Here is an 18,266-nt window from a genome sequence, read left to right as displayed (position 1 = left end):
CTGCGGCCTACCAGCGCGGCGGCGCGATCATCTCCAGCCCGCGCACCTCGGTGATTCCCAGCCCCGGCGCATCGCTGATGGTGATCTCCGACTCGTTGAAGTTGACCCCGCCGCTGACCGGGTCGAACTGGCCCAGCGAAGGACCGTCCAGGTCGACCTTGGTGATCACATCACTCCTGGCCACGGCCAGGTGCACGGCCGCGGCCACGCTGATGCTCGATTCGATCATGCAGCCGATCATGCACGGCACGCCGTAGATGCCGGCGATGTCGGCGATGCGGATGGCATTGGACAGGCCACCGGTCTTCATCAGCTTGATGTTGATGATGTCCGCCGCGCGCTGCTGGATCAGGTCCATCACCTGGCTGGGACTGAACACGCTCTCATCGGCCATGACCGGCGTGTTGACCCGGTCGGTCACGTACTTCAGACCACTGATGTCGGCGGCCTTCACCGGCTGCTCCAGCAGCTCCAGCACCACGCCGGCATCCTCCAGCGTGCGCATCGCGTGCACCGCCTGCTTGGCGGTCCAGCCCTGGTTGGCGTCCAGGCGCAGCAGGGCGCGGCCTTCAACCGCCGCGTGGATCGCCTTGACCCGCTCGATGTCCAGGCCGATGTCCTTGCCGACCTTGATCTTCAGCGACTCGAAGCCACGCTCGATCGCCGACAGCGAATCGGCCACCATCTTGTCGATGTAGTCCACGCTGATGGTGATGTCGGTGGTGATGACCGGGTCGCCGCCGCCGAGCATCTGGTACAGCGGCGCACCATGCAGCTGCGCCCACAGGTCGTACAGGGCGATCTCCACTGCGGCCTTGGCGCTGGTATTGCGCTCCATCGACGTCTGCACCAGCCCGCACAGGCGGTTGAGGTTGGCAACGTCCTGCCCGATCAGGCGTGGAGCGATGAAGTGGCGGATCGCTTCGATGATCGAGCCATGCGTATCACCGGTGATCACCGCGGTGGCCGGCGCCTCGCCGTACCCGGTGTGGCCGCTGTCGGTGCGGACCAGCACCACCACGTCCTCCACGGTTTCCACGGTGCGCAGGGCGGTCTTGAAGGGGGTCTTCAGCGGCACGCGCAGCATGCCCAGTTCAATGGCGGTGATCTTCATTCAGGGGTCTTGGCCCGCAGGCGCTGGATGTTGGTGATGCGGTCGATGTAGCGGACCGTGTCGCTGGCCATCATCGGCTCCAGCGGCGTGACCGAAACACCATTGAGATGGGCCTGCACACGCGTGCCGTCGGCGCCGAACCAGCTGCCGCCGGCCGTATCGTGGATGACCCAGGTGCGGCCGTCGACGTGGCCGATGGCCATCATCACATGGCCGGGGATGTAGACCAGATCACCGACCTGCAGGCCGGTGACGGCACGTTCGCGCGCGGCCTTGCCATCCCTGCTGGTGAACGGCAGGCGATCCAGTGCCGGGCTGATCGCCTGGGCGCTGGTATTGCGCGGCAGCAGCACGCCGAAGCTGCGGTAGATTTCCGAAACGAAGCCGCTGCAGTCGCGGGTATCGTAGTCATGGCCCCAGCCATAGCGCTCACCCAGGAACTTGAACGCCTGCTGCAACAGCCGGCGAGGGGTCAGCGGCAGGTAATCGGCGGCCGTGTCCTGCGAGCGCGGCAGCAGTGCCGGAACCAGCTTCAGTCGTCCATCGGCCTCGCGCACGGGCAGCTGCACCACCCATGAGGCGTGGGCCTGCTGGCCGTTGACCGGCGTGGCCGCAGGCCAGTCGGCCAGCACCGGCAGGCGCACGCCCATGTCCAGCTGCAGGCGCGAGACGCGCGGCTCTTCCGGCGTGTAGACGGTGTGCGCGGTGGCGCCGGTGACGATGCGGTACGGGCCGGCGCTGCCATACCCGAGCACGCTGGTCTTGTCGCCGGTGGCCACGGCGTCCGTTTCGATCCATGCACTGTAACGCTCGCTGTGCACGAACAACCAGCGGCCATCGGTGCTGCGATGGACCACGGCGACCTTGTCACCGGGGAACAGCGCCGATTCCTGGAAGCGATCGATATCGGTATCGCCCACCGTGCTGAAGACCCGCTCGCGGGTCGGGAAGGTGCGCAGTGCGGCACGCTTCACCACCAGCCCGTAGTCGGGCGCCACCTGTGCGGGAATCGCATCCAGGCCGAGGTTGGCTTCGATGGCCTTGCGCACTGCCGGTGCGATCGCCTGCCCCTTGGCGTTGTAGAGCGTACGCGTGGGCCAGCTCGACAGCGCCGTGATGCTGCTGCGTACCTGTGCCGCATCCAGCTGGGCGGGCAGGGCGGCGATGTCCTGGATATGGGCATCCTCTGCGCGCATCCGTGCGTTCTGCGCCTGGATCTGTGCGCGGTCGAGGATCGGCGCATCGGCATCGTCCAGCCGGGCGGCCCAGTAGTCCGGGGTCAGGTAAGCCTCGTGCAGACCGATCACATACGGCAGCGGCGCGCCCGGATCGGGCGCGGCAGCCTGCACGAAGGCCGGTGCGGCGAACAGGCACAGGGCCAGGGTCAACCGGCGCGGCCACTGCCGGCGCGGTTCGCGGGAAGCCAGGATCATGCGCAGCACACCCTCCTCGAATGCCTTAAGGAATATTTATTCCTTTCGCTCGCGAAAGCAAGAATAAATTATTGACCGGTCCTCCGGCCCGTGTTACACAGCCGTTACCACCCGCGCTTGGGAAGTGTCGCTGTGGATCCTGCCGTTCGCAAACCGCGTCTGCCTGCCGCCGCCGGCCTGTGTGCCGCGCTGCTGCTGTGGGCGTCGGCCACGCACGCGGCAGACGCGCGCGACAGCCGGCAGCTGCAAGTGATCGACCTGATCGACAGCGGGCGCTTCAGCGACGCCCAGGCGCTGCTGGCGACCGGGCGCGATGCTGCCGAAGACGCATTCCAGCGCGAGCGCATGCGCCGCATCCGCCTGGATTTTTCCCTCGACGAAGCGGCGGCCAAAGCGGCGGTGCGTCGCTGGATTCCGGATCTGACCGACGAGGAGTTCGCGCGCTGGGACCAGCTGGGGCTGATCGAGCACCTCGATATCGATGGCAGGCGCGCGTACTTCAAGCGCGCGCCCTCAAACCTGTTCCTGCTCAGCGATGAAGCGCGTGCACGCCGCCGCGCCGATGCACCGATGCCGTCTCCGGGCCCGAATGAAGTGCTAAACGCGCACCACGCACGTGTCGTTGCTGCTGCCGGTCAAAGCGGCCAGGGCTCGGTGCTGCCGCAGCGCATCGCGTTCACGCAGTCGCTCACGGTCAAGGCCGATGCGGTCCCGGCGGGCGAAACCGTTCGCGCCTGGATTCCCTATCCGCGCGAGATTCCGGGCCAGCAGGAGCGCGTGCAATGGCTTGGCAGTACACCGGACAAAGCACGCGTGGCACCCGCCGGTACCCTGCAGCGCACCGCCTATCTGGAAGCGAAGGCCGTCGCCGGGCAGCCCACGCGCTTCGAGATCCGTTATGCCGTCACCCTGTTCGCCCGCCACACGGCAATCGATCCGGCCCGGGTGCAGCCGACACCGGCCGACGCCGCGCTGCAGCCTTACCTGAGCGAACACTTGCCGCATGTGCGTTTCACGCCGGCATTGAAACTGTTTTCCGACCAGGTGCTGCAGGGCGAAACACGCCCCTACGAGATCATGCGCAGGCTGTTCGCGGCGGTCGATCGCATCCCATGGGCCGGCGCACGCGAGTATTCCACCCTCAGCAACATCAGCGACTACGCGCTGCGTGCCGGCCATGCCGACTGCGGCCAGCAGACGCTGCTGCTGATCGCGCTGCTGCGCATGAACGGCATTCCCGCGCGCTGGCAGTCGGGCATGGTGTTCTCCGACGATGGCAGCGGCTACAACAACCTGCATGACTGGGGACAGGTCTATCTGGCGCCGTATGGCTGGCTGCCGATGGATGTGACCACCGGTGCACTGGCCAGCGATGTACCTGCGCTGCGCGATTTCTACCTGGGTGGCCTCGACGGCTACCGCATCGCCTTCAACGACGATTTCGGCCAGCCGTTCGTGCCGGCCAAACAGCATTTCCGCTCGGAAACGGTCGACTCGCAGCGCGGCGAGGCCGAGTGGGCAGGCGGCAACCTGTACTTCGACCAATGGAGCTACGACTTCCAGTGGCAGGTACTGCCCGCCGGGCAACGCTAGCGCGACACACCACCATCGGCACCATTCAATTCTTGCAGGAGAGAGCAGGGGATGAAGGCATACAACATCAAGCGGGCGGCGCTGTGCGTCGCCCTGGGTACCTGTCTGGGCGTGATCGCGCCCGGCGCCTTCGCGCAGGATGGCTCCGTCGCCGGCCGGCTGGTCAGCGATGCCGGCCAGGTTCCCGCCGGCGCCACGGTCACGGTGCGCAATCCGGCCACCGGCTTCGTCCGCTCGGTACAGGCCGATGCCAACGGCAGCTATCGCATTCCGCTGCTGCCGGTGGGCACCTATGAGATGGAGGTGAGCCTGCCCGGCGGCGGTGCCAGCCGCGTCGGCCAGGTCACCGTCGGACTGGGCAGCGCAACCACCGTCAATGTGCCGCTGGGTGCGGTCAGTACCTTGGGAACGGTGGAGGTGCGCGCGCCGCAGGTGGTATCGATGGTGGATGTGAAGTCCACCGAATCGGCCACCAACATCACCCGCGAGGAGCTGTCGCGCCTGCCGGTGGACCGTGACATCACCGCCGTCGCGCTGCTGGCGCCGGGCGCAGTGAAGGGCAAGGGCTCGCTGGGTGGGCAGGGCATTTCGTTCGGCGGCTCGTCAGTGGCCGAGAACACCGTGTACATCAATGGACTGAACGTCACCGACTTCTACAACCGGGTGGGCTTCTCGTCAGTACCGTTCTCCTTCTACCAGGAGTTCCAGGTCAAGACCGGAGGCTATTCGGTGGAGTTCGGGCGCAGCACCGGTGGCGTCATCAACGCCGTCACCCGCTCGGGCAGCAACGACTTCAAGGCCGGTGCCGAGCTGGTGTTCGAACCCCGCGCGTGGCAGTCGCAGGCCCGCGACCGCTATGACGGCCAAGGCAGCCGTTACATCACCGCCAGCCGCGACGACTACAGCCGCAGTGCGCTCAACGTGTTCGCCTCCGGTGCCCTGGTCCAGGACCGGCTGTTCTTCTTCGGCATGTACGAGGCCCGTGACTACCGGCCAACCTCGACCAACGATGCCGGTACGCGCCTGAGCCAGGGCAAGGCCGATGACCCGTTCTGGGGCGGCAAGATCGACTGGCAGATCACCGACAACCAGATGCTGTCGCTGTTCGGCTTCTCGGACAAGAGCAAGACGCTTACCGATGTCTACAACTACGACTATGCCAGTGGCCAGACGGTAGGCGAGCGCAGCAACCAGATCTACAACACCGTGGGCGGCAGGAACTGGTCGGGCACCTACAGCTGGCAGGTCAACAACGACCTGACCATGAAGCTGATGTATGGCGAGAACAAGCGCAACCGCGCGCAGAGCTCGTTGATGGACGAAAACTGCAACCGCGTGTTCGACAACCGTACCGCCAGCCAGGGCGTGCCCTCGCAGCTGCAGGGCGACCGCAGCTGCACCAGCAGCTCGCTGCTGGAATCGGCACTGGATACGCGCAAGGCCGCACGCGCCGACTTCGAGTGGACCCTGGGCGACCATCTGCTGCGCTTCGGCCTGGACCGCGAAGAGAACACCTCCGACTACAGCCGCGCCTATCCCGGTCCGGGTGGTTTCCGCTACGACATCTACTACCGCACGCCGGGCAGCTCGCTCAATGGGGGCATCGTGCCGGCCAGTGGCCTGGTCGCGCGCACCCGCCGGTATGAAGTGGATGGCTCGTTTGAAACCATCAACTCGGCGTATTACCTGGAAGACAACTGGCAGGTCACCCCGAACCTGCTGCTGAACATGGGCCTGCGCCTGGAAGCCTTCGACAACAAGGGCGGCGACGGCAGCAGCTACATCAAGATCGACGACATGCTGGCCCCGCGCCTGGGCTTCGCGTGGGACGTGCGCGGTGATGGCACCACCAAGGTGTTCGGCAACCTTGGCCGTTACTTCCTGCCGGTGGCCAACGTCATCAACATCAAGCAGGCCGGTGGCTTCCTGGACGAACGCACCTGGTACGAATTCCTCGGCTATAGCGGTGCCGCCAACAACGTGCCGAACCTGGGGGCACAGATCGGGCCGGTCGACAATTCGCAGGGTGATGGCAGCGTGCCGGACCTGCGTGCCGAAGTGAACCGGGACATGGACCCGGTCTACCAGGACGAGGCGATCCTCGGCTTCCAGCAGATGATCAACGAAGCCTGGTCGGTCGGCGCCAGCGTGACCTATCGGCGCCTGCACAACGCGATCGATGACATGAACATCACCGCCACCGGCCAGTGCGGTGCCATCGACAGCGTCTGGATCATGGGCAATCCCGGGCGCAGCAATACCGTCTGGGGCGATACCAACTGCGACGGCAGCAACGACGGCTGGATCAGCATCGATACGTCGAAGGAAGGCTGGGCGCTGTATGACGATGACGGCAACTATGTTGGCCAGCGCGGCTGGGTGAAGCCCAAGCGCGACTACAAGGCGCTGGAGCTGCAGGTCGATCGCGCCTGGGATGGCAAGTGGGGCTTCAATGCGTCCTATACGCTGGCCTACGGCCGTGGCAACGCCGAAGGCCCGGTCAACTCCGATACCGACTTCGCCGATGCCGGTCGTACCGAGAACTTCGACAACCCCTGGGTGAACTACGGCGGCTATGGCTACCTGGCCAATGACCGGCGGCATCAGTTCAAGTTCCGTGGCAGCTATGCGTTGACCGAGAACCTGAGCGTGGCGGCGACGCTGGGCGTGCAGTCGGGCAGCCCGATCACCCGCTTCGGCGCCGGCAATCCGTTCGACGACACCGACTTCCACAGCTATTACGTGTGCGTGTCCAACTGCCAGGCGAGTGTGCCGTCCGAGCGCGTGTTCGTGCATTCCCCGCGCGGTGGCGATGGCCGCACGCCGTGGACCTACGACCTCGACGTCAGCGTGTCGTACAAGGTGCCGATCCCCACCGACCTGCGCCTGAAGCTGGCGGTGTACAACGTACTCAACCAGCAGCGTGTGGTGACGGTGGACCAAGACTACGAGCCGCAGGACAGCATCGGTACGCCGAACCCGCTGTATCGTTATGGCACCGGCTTCCAGTCGCCGCGCTATGCGCAGCTGACGGTGACCTGGAGCTACTGACGCTGTGCCCGCGCCGCTCGAAGGGGCGGCGCGGGCAATGACACAAGGGAGCGGGCCTGTGCTTCAGCTGATCGTCCTTGCGGCACTTGCCACCTCGCCTGCTGCGCCGGCGGAGCCCGCGCGCTTTGATGCCGATATCGCCACCGTTGTCGCACGCGAGCACCTGCCTGGGATGGCGGTGGCGGTGGTGGACCAGGGACAGGTGGTGTACCGCCATGCCAAGGGCATGCGGGGTGATGGCGGTCGCATTGATGAGGACACGCTGTTCAAGATCGCCTCCAACAGCAAGGCGATGACCGCCGCGCTGCTGGCACGGCTGGTGCAGCAGGGCCGGCTGCGCTGGGATGACCCCGTGCAGCGGCATCTGCCCGGCTTCCGTATGCACGACGCCTGGGTGGGGCAGCAGATGCAGGTGCGTGATCTGCTGATCCACAACAGCGGCCTGGGGCTGGGCGCTGGCGACCTGATGCTGTGGCCTGAACCCAATACGTTCACCCGCGCCGACATCATCGCCGGGCTTGCGCATCTGAAACCCGTTACCAGCTTCCGCAGCGGCTATGCCTACGACAACCTGATGTACGTGGTCGCCGGTGAAGTGGCTGCTGCCGCAGGGGGCAAGCCCTATGACCAGCTGATGCGCGAGCAGGTGTTTGAGCCGCTGGGAATGGCCCGTTGCCAGGTCGGCCGCTGGTCGGTGCGCGACGTCGGCAACGTCGCCCAGCCGCATGCGCGGCGCGACGGCCGCACGGCGGTGGTCAACGCCGACGGTGAGATCAGCGCCGATCTGCCATCGATGGCGGCCGGTGGCATCCGCTGCTCGCTGCGCGACATGACGCGCTGGATGCAGGTGCTGCTGGATCCCGACCTGGTGCCGGACTGGCTGGACACGCCACAGCGGCGCGCGCTGTGGACGCTGCACATGCCGATGCCGCTGGGTGACATGCAGCGGCGCTGGGACAACGCACACGTCCATGGCTATGGCTACGGCTGGCGCCTGTCGGACATCGATGGCCACTGGAAGGTGGCGCATACCGGCACCCTGTCCGGCATGTATTCGTCGCTGGCCCTGCTGCCCGACCGTGGCATCGGCGTGGTGATCCTGATCAATGGCGAGGGCGAGCAGGCACGTACGGCGCTGATGCAGTCGATGCTGAAGGCGTACACCGCGCCGCAGGACCGCAGGCGTGCCGCCGACTACCTCGATGAACTGGAGCGCGCGCAGGCGTCCAAGCGTGCGCAGGGGCATGTGGCGCCTTCGACGGAACGTGCGCGCGCCGTATCCGGCACGGCCTTGCCGCAGTGGCAGGGCCGCTATGCGGATCCGTGGCTGGGAACCGCCTGGCTGTGCCCAGGCCCCGACGGCCTGCGGTTCCGCGTGGAGAAATCGCCTCGCCTGCAGGCCCGGGTGATGCAGCTGCAGCAGCGTTGGCTGCTGCGTTGGGATACGCTGGGTGAGGACGCGCAGGCGTGGCTGCAGCCCGGCGATGGCCCGGTGCCGTCCCTGCAACTGCGCGCGATCGACCCGGACATCGACTTCAGCTATGACTTCCAGGATCTGCATTTCACTCGCACTGGCGACTGCACTGGCGAGCCCCGCGCACGCCAGTGAGGCGCCGCGCCTATCGTCGGCCACCGATGCGTCGCAGGCCGGGCTGGTGGAGATCCGCACGGTGTCGCCGGGAATCGAGCTGGACATCCGCTATGCCGGCGCCGGCAACTTCACGGGCGCACGCGTGCCTGGCTATGAAGCGCCGGCCTGTTATCTGCTGGCGCCGGTCGCGACCGCACTGGCACGGGTCGAAGCGGATCTGCGCGCGCAGGGCTTCGCTCTGCGCATCTACGACTGCTATCGCCCGGTGCGCGCGGTGCAGGCGTTCGTGGCCTGGGCACATGACCCCGCGGAGCAGTCACGCAAGTCACTGCAGTATCCGGATCTGGAAAAGCCGCAGCTGTTGAGCGAAGGCTACATCGCCGAGCGCTCGGGCCACAGTCGCGGCGCCACCGTGGACGTCGGCCTGCTGGCGTGCCGGCGCGACACGTGCACGCCGCTGGACATGGGCACCGATTTCGATTTCTTCGGTCCGCGGGCGCACACCGCGGCCGAAGGACTCAATGACGCACAGCGGGCCCACCGTGCCCGTCTGCTGCAGGCGATGGCCCGGCATGGCTTCAGCAACTATGCGCAGGAGTGGTGGCACTACACGCTGCAGCCCGAGCCGGACCCGATGACCGCCTACGACGTGCCCGTTCGATAGCAGCACCGGCGGGTCCGCGCCGCCGAGACCCTCCGTCGTACACTGGCCGCCTTTCCCTTCCTGCGCACCCGATGAATCTTCCCCTGCATTTCGGCCTGCTCGGTACCCTGGAAGCTGGCGCCATCGCATTGCTGGTTGGCCTGCTGGTGTACCTGCTCTGGCATCGGCTGTGCCGCCTGCTGCACTGGACGGTAGGCCATGCCATCGGCTGGTCGTGCGTCATCGCCGTGGTGATCTCGGCCGGCATCGATGCATGGAAGCTCTTCTACATGGGAATCGTGCGGCTGGAGTCGCCGCTGTATGCGCGGTTGTTCCTGGCCACCATCCACGATCCGAACGAACTCGGCAGCCGCGTGGTGCTGGAGATTGCCGGAGCGCTCGCCGGTGTGGCGCTGGGATGGGTGTTGTTCAGTTCGCGGTCATCGTCCCAGAACGTCGACTGACGCAGGTTTTTCGTTGCCTGCGGGTTAAATCCAAGGGCGTTGAATGTTCGCCTTATGGGCCGCTCACTTCCCCCTAACCACCGCGCTAATGCATGCGCGCTGGGCAGTGGTTAACCGCGCGTGTGGATGCCGGTCGCGGCGCAAAATCGATTCAGAAACGGGGTGGCAGGGTAGGTGCCGTGCGGAAACAACAGGCCGCGCAACACCACCCCAAGGAGACATCCCTGATGACCATTCGCAACCGCAAGCCCCTGATGGCCCTGATTGTCGCCGCCGGCAGCGTACTGGCCATTCCGGCCATGGCGCAGACCGCGCAGCAGCAGGCCGCACAGGCGCAGAATGATGCAGCGCAGGCCCAGCAGGCCGCCGCGCAGGCAGGCCAGGCCGCGAACCAGGCCACTGACGCAGCGGCTGCCGCATCGGCGCAGGCCAGCGGCGGCGGCCAGACCTGGGCCAGCATCGATACCGACGGCAACGGCACCATCAGCAAGTCCGAGGCACAGGTCAACGCCGGCCTTGCCCAGGTGTTCGACCAGGCCGATGCCAACAAGGACGGCGAGCTGAGCGCCGATGAGTACAAGGCCTATGTGGCCGCCCAGCAGGCCGGTGCCGGCGGCGCCGCACAGGGCCGCTGATCCACCTTTGATTCGGGACAACCGGTGCATGGGTACCCGGGCGGCGTCAGCCGCCCGGGTTTTTTTCGCCCTCGCCGCGCCTGTATCCTTGTCCGATGAACACCTCCACGCCTGCGCCCGCGCGCGCCATCGGCCTGGTCGGTTTTGACGGTGACGACACGCTGTGGAAGAGCGAGGACTACTACCGCAAGGCCGAGCAGGACTACCTTGACCTGCTGTCGCGCTACATCGACGTGCACGACACCCAGACCGCCCGTCACCTGCTGGAAGTGCAGCAGCGCAACCTGGGTGTGTTCGGTTACGGCGTGAAAGGCATGGCGCTGTCGATGATCGAGGCGGCCATCGACATCACCGGCCAGCGCATCGAGGCCAGGGACATCCAGCGCATCCTCGATATCGGCCACGACACCCTGCGCCATCCGGTCGAGCTGATCGACGGTGTGCGTGAATCGGTGGCGGCCATCGCCGAGCACTATCCAGTGGTGCTGATCACCAAGGGCGACCTGTTCCACCAGGAAGCGAAGATCAACGTCGCCCGGCTGCATGAACTGTTCCCGCGCATCGAGATCGTCTCGGAGAAGGACCCGGCAACCTATGCCCGCGTGCTGGCCGAGTTCGACCTGCCGATCGAGCGCTTCGTGATGGTCGGCAATTCGCTGCGCTCGGACATCGAGCCGGTGGTCACGCTGGGGGGCTGGGGCATCCATACGCCCTATGCGGTCACTTGGGCGCACGAGACCCAGCATGGCGTGGCCGACGACGAGCCGCGCATGGTCAGCGCCGATACCGCCTGGGACTGGCCGGCCGCACTGGCCGCGATCGAAGCCAAGGCCAGCGTCGCGGCCTGACAGGGCGCGACGGCTGCGGCAGAATCGGGGCATGAATGCTCGCCTGCTCACGCTGCTGATGCTCCTGCTGCTGGCGCCGGCCACCGTGCTGGCACAGCAGACGGCCGAACGCTCGGCGGCCTATGAGGTGGACACCGGCGACCGCTGGATCGACGCCCAGCTGCGCGACATCAACCACTACGCCGAGCGCTACCCCGATGCCTTCCTCGACGAGGTCTCGCGCTATGCCGATGTGCCGCGTGGCTATGTCAGCGCGCTGTTCAGCACCCACGGCTGGCAGGCGGGTGACCTGTACTTCGCCTGCTTCTGGGCCAAGGCCAGCGGCCAGACCTGCCGCGACAGCGTGCGTGCCTTCAGCCGTGACCCGGCCGGCGGCTGGCAGGCCGTGGTGAAGCGGATGCCCAAGGCACCGGACAATCTGCACTACCGCGCCGTGCGCCACGCCATCGTGGCCAGCTATGAGCATTGGGACCGGCCGATCACCCTGGATGCCACCCTGAAGCGCCAGCTCAACCGGTAGCGCCGGTCCGCTCCATGCTGCTCTGCATATCGCCGCCGGCCCCGCGCTCCGGCGACAATACGGGTTCGAGCTGTTCCCCGTTCCCGTAATCGAGTGACTGATGAGCGCCTCTTTCGTTTCGCCTGATGTGATCCGCCGCCTGTTCGCCCAGGCCATGTCCCGCATGTACCGCACCGAAGTGCCGCTGTACGGCACGCTGGTGGAACTGGTGGAGCGGATCAACGCGCAGGTGCTGGCGCAGGACCCTGCATTGGCTGCGCAGCTGCAGCGCAACGATGAGCGCGGCCGGCTGGACGAGGAGCGGCACGGCGCGATCCGCGTCGGCACCGTGCAGGAGCTGGCCACCCTGCGCCGCCTGTTCGCGGTGATGGGCATGTTTCCGGTCGGCTACTACGACCTGTCGGTGGCCGGTGTGCCGGTGCATTCCACCGCGTTTCGCCCGCTCACCGGGGCGGCGCTGGCGCAGAATCCGTTCCGCGTGTTCACCTCGCTGCTGCGCCTGGAACTGATCGGGGACGAGGCCCTGCGTGCACAGTCGGCACAGATCCTGGCCCGCCGCCGCATCTTCACCGACGCCGCCCTGGCCCTGATCGACCAGGCCGAGCGCGATGGCGGGCTGTCGCAGCACGACGCCGAGCGCTTCGTGGCCGAGGCGCTGGAGACCTTCCGCTGGCACGGTGACGCCACCGTCGACCTGCCGACCTACCATGCGCTGCACCAGGCACACCGGCTGGTGGCCGACGTGGTCAGCTTCCGTGGCCCGCACATCAACCACCTGACCCCGCGCACGCTGGACATCGATGCCGCGCAGGCAGCGATGATCGAGCAGGGGATGGCCGCCAAGGCAGTCATCGAAGGTCCGCCGCGCCGCGCCTGTCCGATCCTGCTGCGGCAGACCAGTTTCAAAGCGCTGGAAGAAGCCGTGCATTTCCCCGATGACCAGGGCGGTGATGCCGGCACCCACACCGCGCGGTTCGGCGAGATCGAGCAGCGTGGCCTGGCCCTGACGCCGAAGGGGCGCGCGCTGTACGACCAGCTGCTGGCGCAGGCGCGCAACAGCGAAGGTGCCGGCAGTACCGGTGGCGACTATGGCCAGCGCCTGCAGGCAGCGTTCGCAGCGTTCCCGGACGACCATGACACCCTGCGCCGCGAGGGTCTGGGCTACTTCCGCTACCAGCTGACCGAGGCCGGCCGCGCCGCGCCTGGCGGGATTGGTGACCTGCCGGCGGAAGCCCTGATCGCGGCGGGGCTGGTGGTGGCCGACCCGATCGTCTACGAGGATTTCCTGCCGGTCAGCGCCGCAGGCATCTTCCAGTCGAACCTGGGTGGCGAAGAGCAGCGCGCCTATGCCGCACATGCCAACCGCGAAGCGTTCGAGCAGGCGTTGGGCGTGCCGGTGAACGATGAGTTCGACATCTACGAGCGCCTGCAGGCCGAATCACTGGCCAGCCTGCGCGGTTGATGCGTTGCGGTGGTCGCCGGGCATGGCCCGGCGAAGCGGCGAAGGATGCAGCGGTAGCGCCGGGCCGCGCCCGGCGAAACGGCGAAGGATGCAGCGGTAGCGCCGAGCCGTGCCCGGCGAAACGGCGAAGGACGCAACGGTAGCGCCGGGCCATGCCCGGCGAGACGGCGAAGGATGCAACGGTAGCGCCGGGCCATGCCCGGCGAAGCGGCGAAGGATGCAACGGTAGCGCCGGGCCATGCCCGGCGAACCCTATGCCTCAACCCTTCATCGTGCCCGTATCGAGCCACCGCTGGTGCCAGGACAACGCTTCCGGCAGCAGGTGCGGGGTGTGCTTGCCATAGCTCTCACGGCTGGCGCGGTCGAAGTAGTCCTGCAGCTGCGGGCGGAAATCCGGGTGCGCGCAGCGGTCGATCAGCACCTGCGCACGCTTGCGCGGGGTCAGGCCGCGCAGATCGGCCAGGCCCTGCTCGGTGACGATCACCGAGACATCGTGTTCGGTGTGGTCGACGTGGCTGGCCATCGGCACGATCGCCGAGATGGTGCCGTTCTTCGCCGTGGACGGGCTGAGAAACGCCGACAGGAACCCGTTGCGGGCAAAGTCACCAGAGCCGCCGATGCCGTTCATGATCCGCGTGCCCATCACGTGCGTCGAATTGACGTTGCCGTACAGGTCCACCTCGATCATGCCGTTCATGCCGATGCAGCCCAGCCGGCGCACGAGCTCGGGATGGTTGGAGATTTCCTGCGTGCGCATGATGATGCGCTCGCGGTAGAAGTCGATGTTCTCCTTGAACGTCTCGTTGGCCTGCGGGCTCAGCGCGAAGCCCGTGCACGAGGCATAGCTCAGCACGCCGTCGCGCAGCAGGTCGAGCATGCCGTCCTGGATCACCTCGGTGAACGCGGCCAGATCACGGAAACCACTGCTGGCCAGGCCTGCCAGCACCGCATTGGGAATGTTGCCCACGCCGGACTGCAGCGGCAGCAGGTTCGGCGGCAGCCGGCCGTGCTTCACTTCGTGCTTGAGGAAGTCGATCAGGTGCGCGGCGATCTGCTCGCTGGTCGCATCGATCGGGCTGAACGGGCTGTTGCGGTCCGGGCCGTTGGTGCGGACCACCGCCACGATCTTGTCCGGGTCGCAGCGCAGCGCGGTATCGCCGATGCGGTCGTTGGCGTTGACCAGCGGAATCGGCTTGCGATGCGGCGGCAGCGCGGTGCCGTAGTAGATGTCATGCATGCCATCGACGCCGGCCGGCTGCCACTCGTTGACCTCGACGATCACCTTCTTCGCCAGGTCCAGCCAGGTCTTGTTGTTGCCGACCGAGGTGGACGGCACCAGCGAGCCGTCCTCGCGGATGGCCGAGACTTCCACCACGGCGGTGTCGATCTCGCCGTAGAAGCCGAACCAGACGTGCTGCGCAACGTGGCTGAGGTGGATGTCGATGTAATCCAGCTTGCCTTCATTGATGCGGTTGCGCGCATCCGGGTCGCTCTGGAAGGGCATGCGCATGGCGATGCCGTCGGCCTTGGCCAGCGCACCGTCCAGCTCCGGCGCGGTGGAGGCGCCAGTCATCAGCTTGATCTGGAAGGGCTGGCCCTGGGCATGCACCGCTTCGATGCGGCGCGCCAGTTCCACGGGGACGGCCTTGGGATAGCCCGAGCCGGTAAACCCGCTCATGGCCACGGTTTCACCCGGCTGGATCAGCGCGGCTGCGGCCTCGGCGGAGACCACGCGGTCGCGGAGACGCGCGTTGGCGATGCGATCAACAGACATGACGACAGTGTTTCTGGGGGGAGCCTCGATTATCGGCCATCCCCCGGCGTACGGGGGGGCTACCTTCGTGGAATGGCTTTTCGCGGGCGGGGCTATCCATACCCGCCGGTTCTGTTTTGCAGTGCAGCGTGCAAAGTCCTTTCGCAGCCCGCAGGATGGCCCTGCATCCCGACGTGGGGGAGGGAGCAGAGCCCGCTGGCAGTTCGCTGCAAGCGGGCTTTTTTATTGCCCGCTGCCCAGGATGAATGCGCGCGATGGACCGCGGCGCAGCGACTTCCCGCCGTTGGCAAAGGCGCCCGGCGCCGCGAGAATCAACGCATGACCCTCGCCCCCGCCGAACTGCCCGCCGCGCTGCAGCCCCTGGTTGATCGTGCCCTGTCGCGCCTGGCCCAGGTGGTTCCGGAACCGATTCCGGCCGACCTGCGGCCCCTGCTGACCCACCTGGCCATCGCCAGTGACTTCGCTCTGGACACGCTGGTGCGGCAGCCCGGCCTGTTGTCGCAATTGGCCCAGCCGGGGTGCCCGCCGTTGCCGACGCCGGTGCTCGACCCGGTGCAGCCCGGTGAATGGCCGGCGCAGCTGCGGCGTTGGCGTGCAGCGATGTCGACCCGCCTGGTCTGGCGCGATCTGGCCGGGTTGGATGACGTGGCACAGACCCTGGCCGGCGCCACCGCCCTGGCCGAAGACTGCCTGCGGCTGGCGCTGGACGCCCTGCAGCAGGAATTCGCACAGCGCCACGGCGTGATCCGTGATGACGAGGGCCGCGTCGAGCAACTTGTCGTATTTGGCCTGGGCAAGCTCGGCGGTGGCGAACTCAACTTCAGCTCCGACATCGACCTGGTCTACGCCTACCCGCAGGGCGGTGAATCGGACGGACCGCGTCCGCTGGCCGCCGAAGAATACTTCGCGCGGCTCGGCCAGCGCCTGGCCAAGCTGCTGGATGAAACCACCGTCGATGGCTTCAGTCACCGCGTCGACCTGCGCCTGCGCCCGTTCGGCAGTGCCGGCCGCGTTGCGCTGTCGTTCGCTGCGATGGACCAGTACTTCCAGCGGGAGGGCCGCGACTGGGAGCGCTACGCCTGGTTGAAGGCACGTGCCGTGGCCGGTGATATCGCCGCCGGTGAGGCGTGGCTGCAGACGCTGCGCCCGTTCGTCTATCGACGCTATCTGGACTTCACCGCGCTGGACGGACTGCGCGAGATGAAGGCTGCGATCACGGCTGAAGTCGCCCGCCGCGAACTGCATGAAGACATCAAACGCGGTGCCGGTGGCATCCGCGAAATCGAATTCCTGTGCCAGGCACTGCAGCTGATCCGTGGCGGCCGCGAACCGGCCCTGCGTGAACGTCGCCTGCTGGTGGCGCTGCAGGCGCTGGTGGCGGCGGGCCAGATCGCACCCGAAGATGGCGCATCGCTGGAGCAGGCCTACCTGTTCCTGCGCCGCCTGGAGAACCGGCTGCAGATGCTGCGCGATGCGCAGACGCATGTGCTGCCCAGCGATGCGATCGACCGCGAGCGCATCGCCCTGGGCCTGGGTTACCCGGACTGGGAGGCGCTGCGCGCCGCACTGACCGTGCAGCAGCAGCGGGTCAGCACCGAGTTCGCTGCATTGCTGGCACCGCGCAAGGGCCAGGCGGCGCCGGACGCGCTGGCCAACTACTGGCGCAGCCTGCCGGGTGGCAGTGACGCGCCGTTGCTGGCCGAAGCCGGTTTCCTCGATGCGAACGGCGCCGATCAGTCGCTGCGCGATTTCGCGCAGAGCACCGGCGTGAAGTCGCTGTCCGACGCCGCGCGCGCGCGGCTGGACCGCGTGCTGCCGGCGCTGCTGCACGCCGCCACGCGCTCGCCGCAACCGGATGCCGCACTGAAGCGCGTACTCGGCCTGCTGCAGGCGGTGCTGCGCCGGACCAGTTATCTGGCCCTGCTGGACGAACAGCCCAGTGCGCTGGCGCGGCTGGTGGATGTGCTGGCGCGCAGCGCGTTGCTGGCCGAGCGCCTGGCGGCCTATCCGTTGCTGCTGGACGAACTGCTGGACGTGCGCGTGTCCGGCCCGATGCCGGATGCGGCCGGCATGCTGGCCGAATGCCAGCAGGCGCTGACGGTCGAAGATCCGGAGGCCGCATTGCGCTGGCTCAACGAAACCCGGCTGGCCCTGAGTTTCCGCATGGCGATGGCCACGCTGGACGGCCGCCAGGGCGCGGTCGACAGCACCCGCCAACTGGCCGAGCTGGCGCAGGCGGTGGTGGTCACGGTGCTGGCCATGGCCGAGTCCGACATGCAGGCCGCCCACGGCGGCATTCCCGGTGGGCGCTTTGCGATCATCGGCTATGGCAGCCTGGGGGGCCTCGAACTCGGCTTCGGTTCCGATCTGGACCTGGTGTTCCTGCACGATCATCCGGCGGGCGTGGAGGCCAGCGATGGCGCGCGCGCGCTGGAGCCGGGACGCTGGTACGCGCGGCTGGCACAGAAGGTGATGGCCCTGCTCGGCGCGGTCACCGCCGCCGGTCGGCTGTACGACATCGACGTGCGCCTGCGGCCGGACGGCGGCAAAGGCTCGCTGGTCTCGTCCCTGGCCAGTTACACCGAATACCAGCGCGAACGCGCGTGGACCTGGGAGCATCAGGCGCTGGTGCGTGCGCGCGGCGTGGCCGGTGATGCCAGCCTGCTGGCCGACTTCGAGCAGGTGCGTGCGCAGACCCTGGGCCGTGCACGCGACCCCGCCACCCTCTATGCCGATGTGCTGAAGATGCGAGGGCGCATGCGCACCGAACTGGACCGCAGCGATGCCGCGCGCATCGACCTGAAGCAGGGCGCCGGTGGCGTGGTGGACCTGGAGTTCCTGCTGCAGACCGGTGTGCTCGAGCGCAGTGCACAGGTACCGGCGCTGCTGTCACCCCGCGATACGCCGTCGTTGATCGATGCATTGGCCGCAGCGGAATTCCTGCCGGTCGCCACCGCGCAGGCACTGCACGCTGCGCATGCCACTCTGCTGGATGTGGGCCTGGCCTGCACGCTGGACCGTCGCCCGCGGCTGGCACCGACCACACCGGCCATCGAAGCGGCCTGCGCAGCAATCAGTGCGGCCTGCCGGGCGGCCGGCCTGCCGTTCGGCTGATCGGCGGCGAGGCCGCCGGGCATG

13 protein-coding genes are annotated in these 18,266 nt (G+C 67.3%); 10 read left to right on the top strand and 3 right to left on the bottom strand.

The window, feature by feature from the left end; genetic code table 11:
* Positions 1-7: 7 nt before the first annotated feature.
* Positions 8-1,114 carry a dipeptide epimerase gene (locus ACX9OW_RS18745; protein ID WP_053519648.1) on the bottom strand — a complete coding sequence of 369 codons (1,107 nt, stop codon included), beginning with the start codon at positions 1,112-1,114 and terminating at the stop codon, positions 8-10.
* Positions 1,111-2,547: an SH3 domain-containing protein gene (locus tag ACX9OW_RS18740; RefSeq protein WP_053519660.1), complete on the bottom strand. Its 1,437-nt coding sequence runs from the start codon at positions 2,545-2,547 to the stop codon at positions 1,111-1,113. Before ACX9OW_RS18740 ends, ACX9OW_RS18745 begins: the two co-directional genes overlap by 4 nt.
* Positions 2,548-2,679: 132 nt before the next feature.
* Here ACX9OW_RS18740 and ACX9OW_RS18735 point away from each other — a divergent pair, with 132 nt between their 5' ends.
* The 9 genes from ACX9OW_RS18735 to hglS all read left to right on the top strand — a co-directional run bounded on the left by ACX9OW_RS18735 (position 2,680) and on the right by hglS (position 13,354).
* Complete coding sequence (locus ACX9OW_RS18735) at positions 2,680-4,140, top strand: transglutaminase-like domain-containing protein (RefSeq protein ID WP_053519649.1); 1,461 nt, start codon at positions 2,680-2,682, stop codon at positions 4,138-4,140.
* A 51-nt stretch (positions 4,141-4,191) separates the two neighbouring features.
* A complete protein-coding gene (locus ACX9OW_RS18730; protein WP_111186633.1) occupies positions 4,192-7,191 on the top strand; it encodes a TonB-dependent receptor in 3,000 nt (999 codons plus the stop codon).
* 58 nt (positions 7,192-7,249) lie between these two features.
* Positions 7,250-8,800 (top strand): serine hydrolase domain-containing protein, encoded by a 1,551-nt coding sequence (locus ACX9OW_RS18725; RefSeq protein ID WP_459062685.1) that lies wholly within the window; start codon positions 7,250-7,252, stop codon positions 8,798-8,800.
* A complete protein-coding gene (locus ACX9OW_RS18720; RefSeq protein WP_053519652.1) occupies positions 8,733-9,446 on the top strand; it encodes a M15 family metallopeptidase in 714 nt (237 codons plus the stop codon). The genes ACX9OW_RS18725 and ACX9OW_RS18720 overlap by 68 nt, the downstream gene beginning before the upstream one ends.
* 71 nt (positions 9,447-9,517) lie before the next feature.
* Positions 9,518-9,889, top strand: a complete 372-nt coding sequence (locus tag ACX9OW_RS18715) for a hypothetical protein (protein ID WP_053519653.1) — start codon at positions 9,518-9,520, stop codon at positions 9,887-9,889.
* Positions 9,890-10,116: 227 nt separating this feature from the next.
* Positions 10,117-10,524: an EF-hand domain-containing protein gene (locus ACX9OW_RS18710; protein ID WP_053519654.1), complete on the top strand. Its 408-nt coding sequence runs from the start codon at positions 10,117-10,119 to the stop codon at positions 10,522-10,524.
* A gap of 95 nt (positions 10,525-10,619) precedes the next feature.
* The gene (locus ACX9OW_RS18705) at positions 10,620-11,372 is read left to right on the top strand and encodes an HAD family hydrolase (protein ID WP_053519655.1); all 753 of its coding nucleotides are present in this window, start codon (positions 10,620-10,622) and stop codon (positions 11,370-11,372) included.
* Positions 11,373-11,403: 31 nt separating this feature from the next.
* Positions 11,404-11,892, top strand: coding sequence for a hypothetical protein (locus ACX9OW_RS18700; protein ID WP_053519656.1), 489 nt, complete (start codon positions 11,404-11,406; stop codon positions 11,890-11,892).
* A gap of 100 nt (positions 11,893-11,992) precedes the next feature.
* Positions 11,993-13,354, top strand: a complete 1,362-nt coding sequence (gene hglS, locus ACX9OW_RS18695) for a 2-oxoadipate dioxygenase/decarboxylase HglS (RefSeq protein ID WP_053519657.1) — start codon at positions 11,993-11,995, stop codon at positions 13,352-13,354.
* A gap of 259 nt (positions 13,355-13,613) precedes the next feature.
* Here hglS and ACX9OW_RS18690 read toward each other — a convergent pair whose 3' ends face one another.
* Complete coding sequence (locus tag ACX9OW_RS18690; RefSeq protein ID WP_053519658.1) at positions 13,614-15,128, bottom strand: acetyl-CoA hydrolase/transferase family protein; 1,515 nt, start codon at positions 15,126-15,128, stop codon at positions 13,614-13,616.
* Positions 15,129-15,446: 318 nt separating this feature from the next.
* Between ACX9OW_RS18690 and glnE the strand changes: the two genes are divergently transcribed.
* A complete protein-coding gene (gene glnE, locus ACX9OW_RS18685; RefSeq protein ID WP_180875822.1) occupies positions 15,447-18,242 on the top strand; it encodes a bifunctional [glutamate--ammonia ligase]-adenylyl-L-tyrosine phosphorylase/[glutamate--ammonia-ligase] adenylyltransferase in 2,796 nt (931 codons plus the stop codon).
* Positions 18,243-18,266 lie beyond the last annotated feature (24 nt).

The sequence above is a fragment of the Stenotrophomonas genospecies 5 genome, from assembly GCF_054473825.1.
Note: the sequence above shows the minus strand (reverse complement) of the source record. Positions and strands in the feature narration are given on the sequence as shown.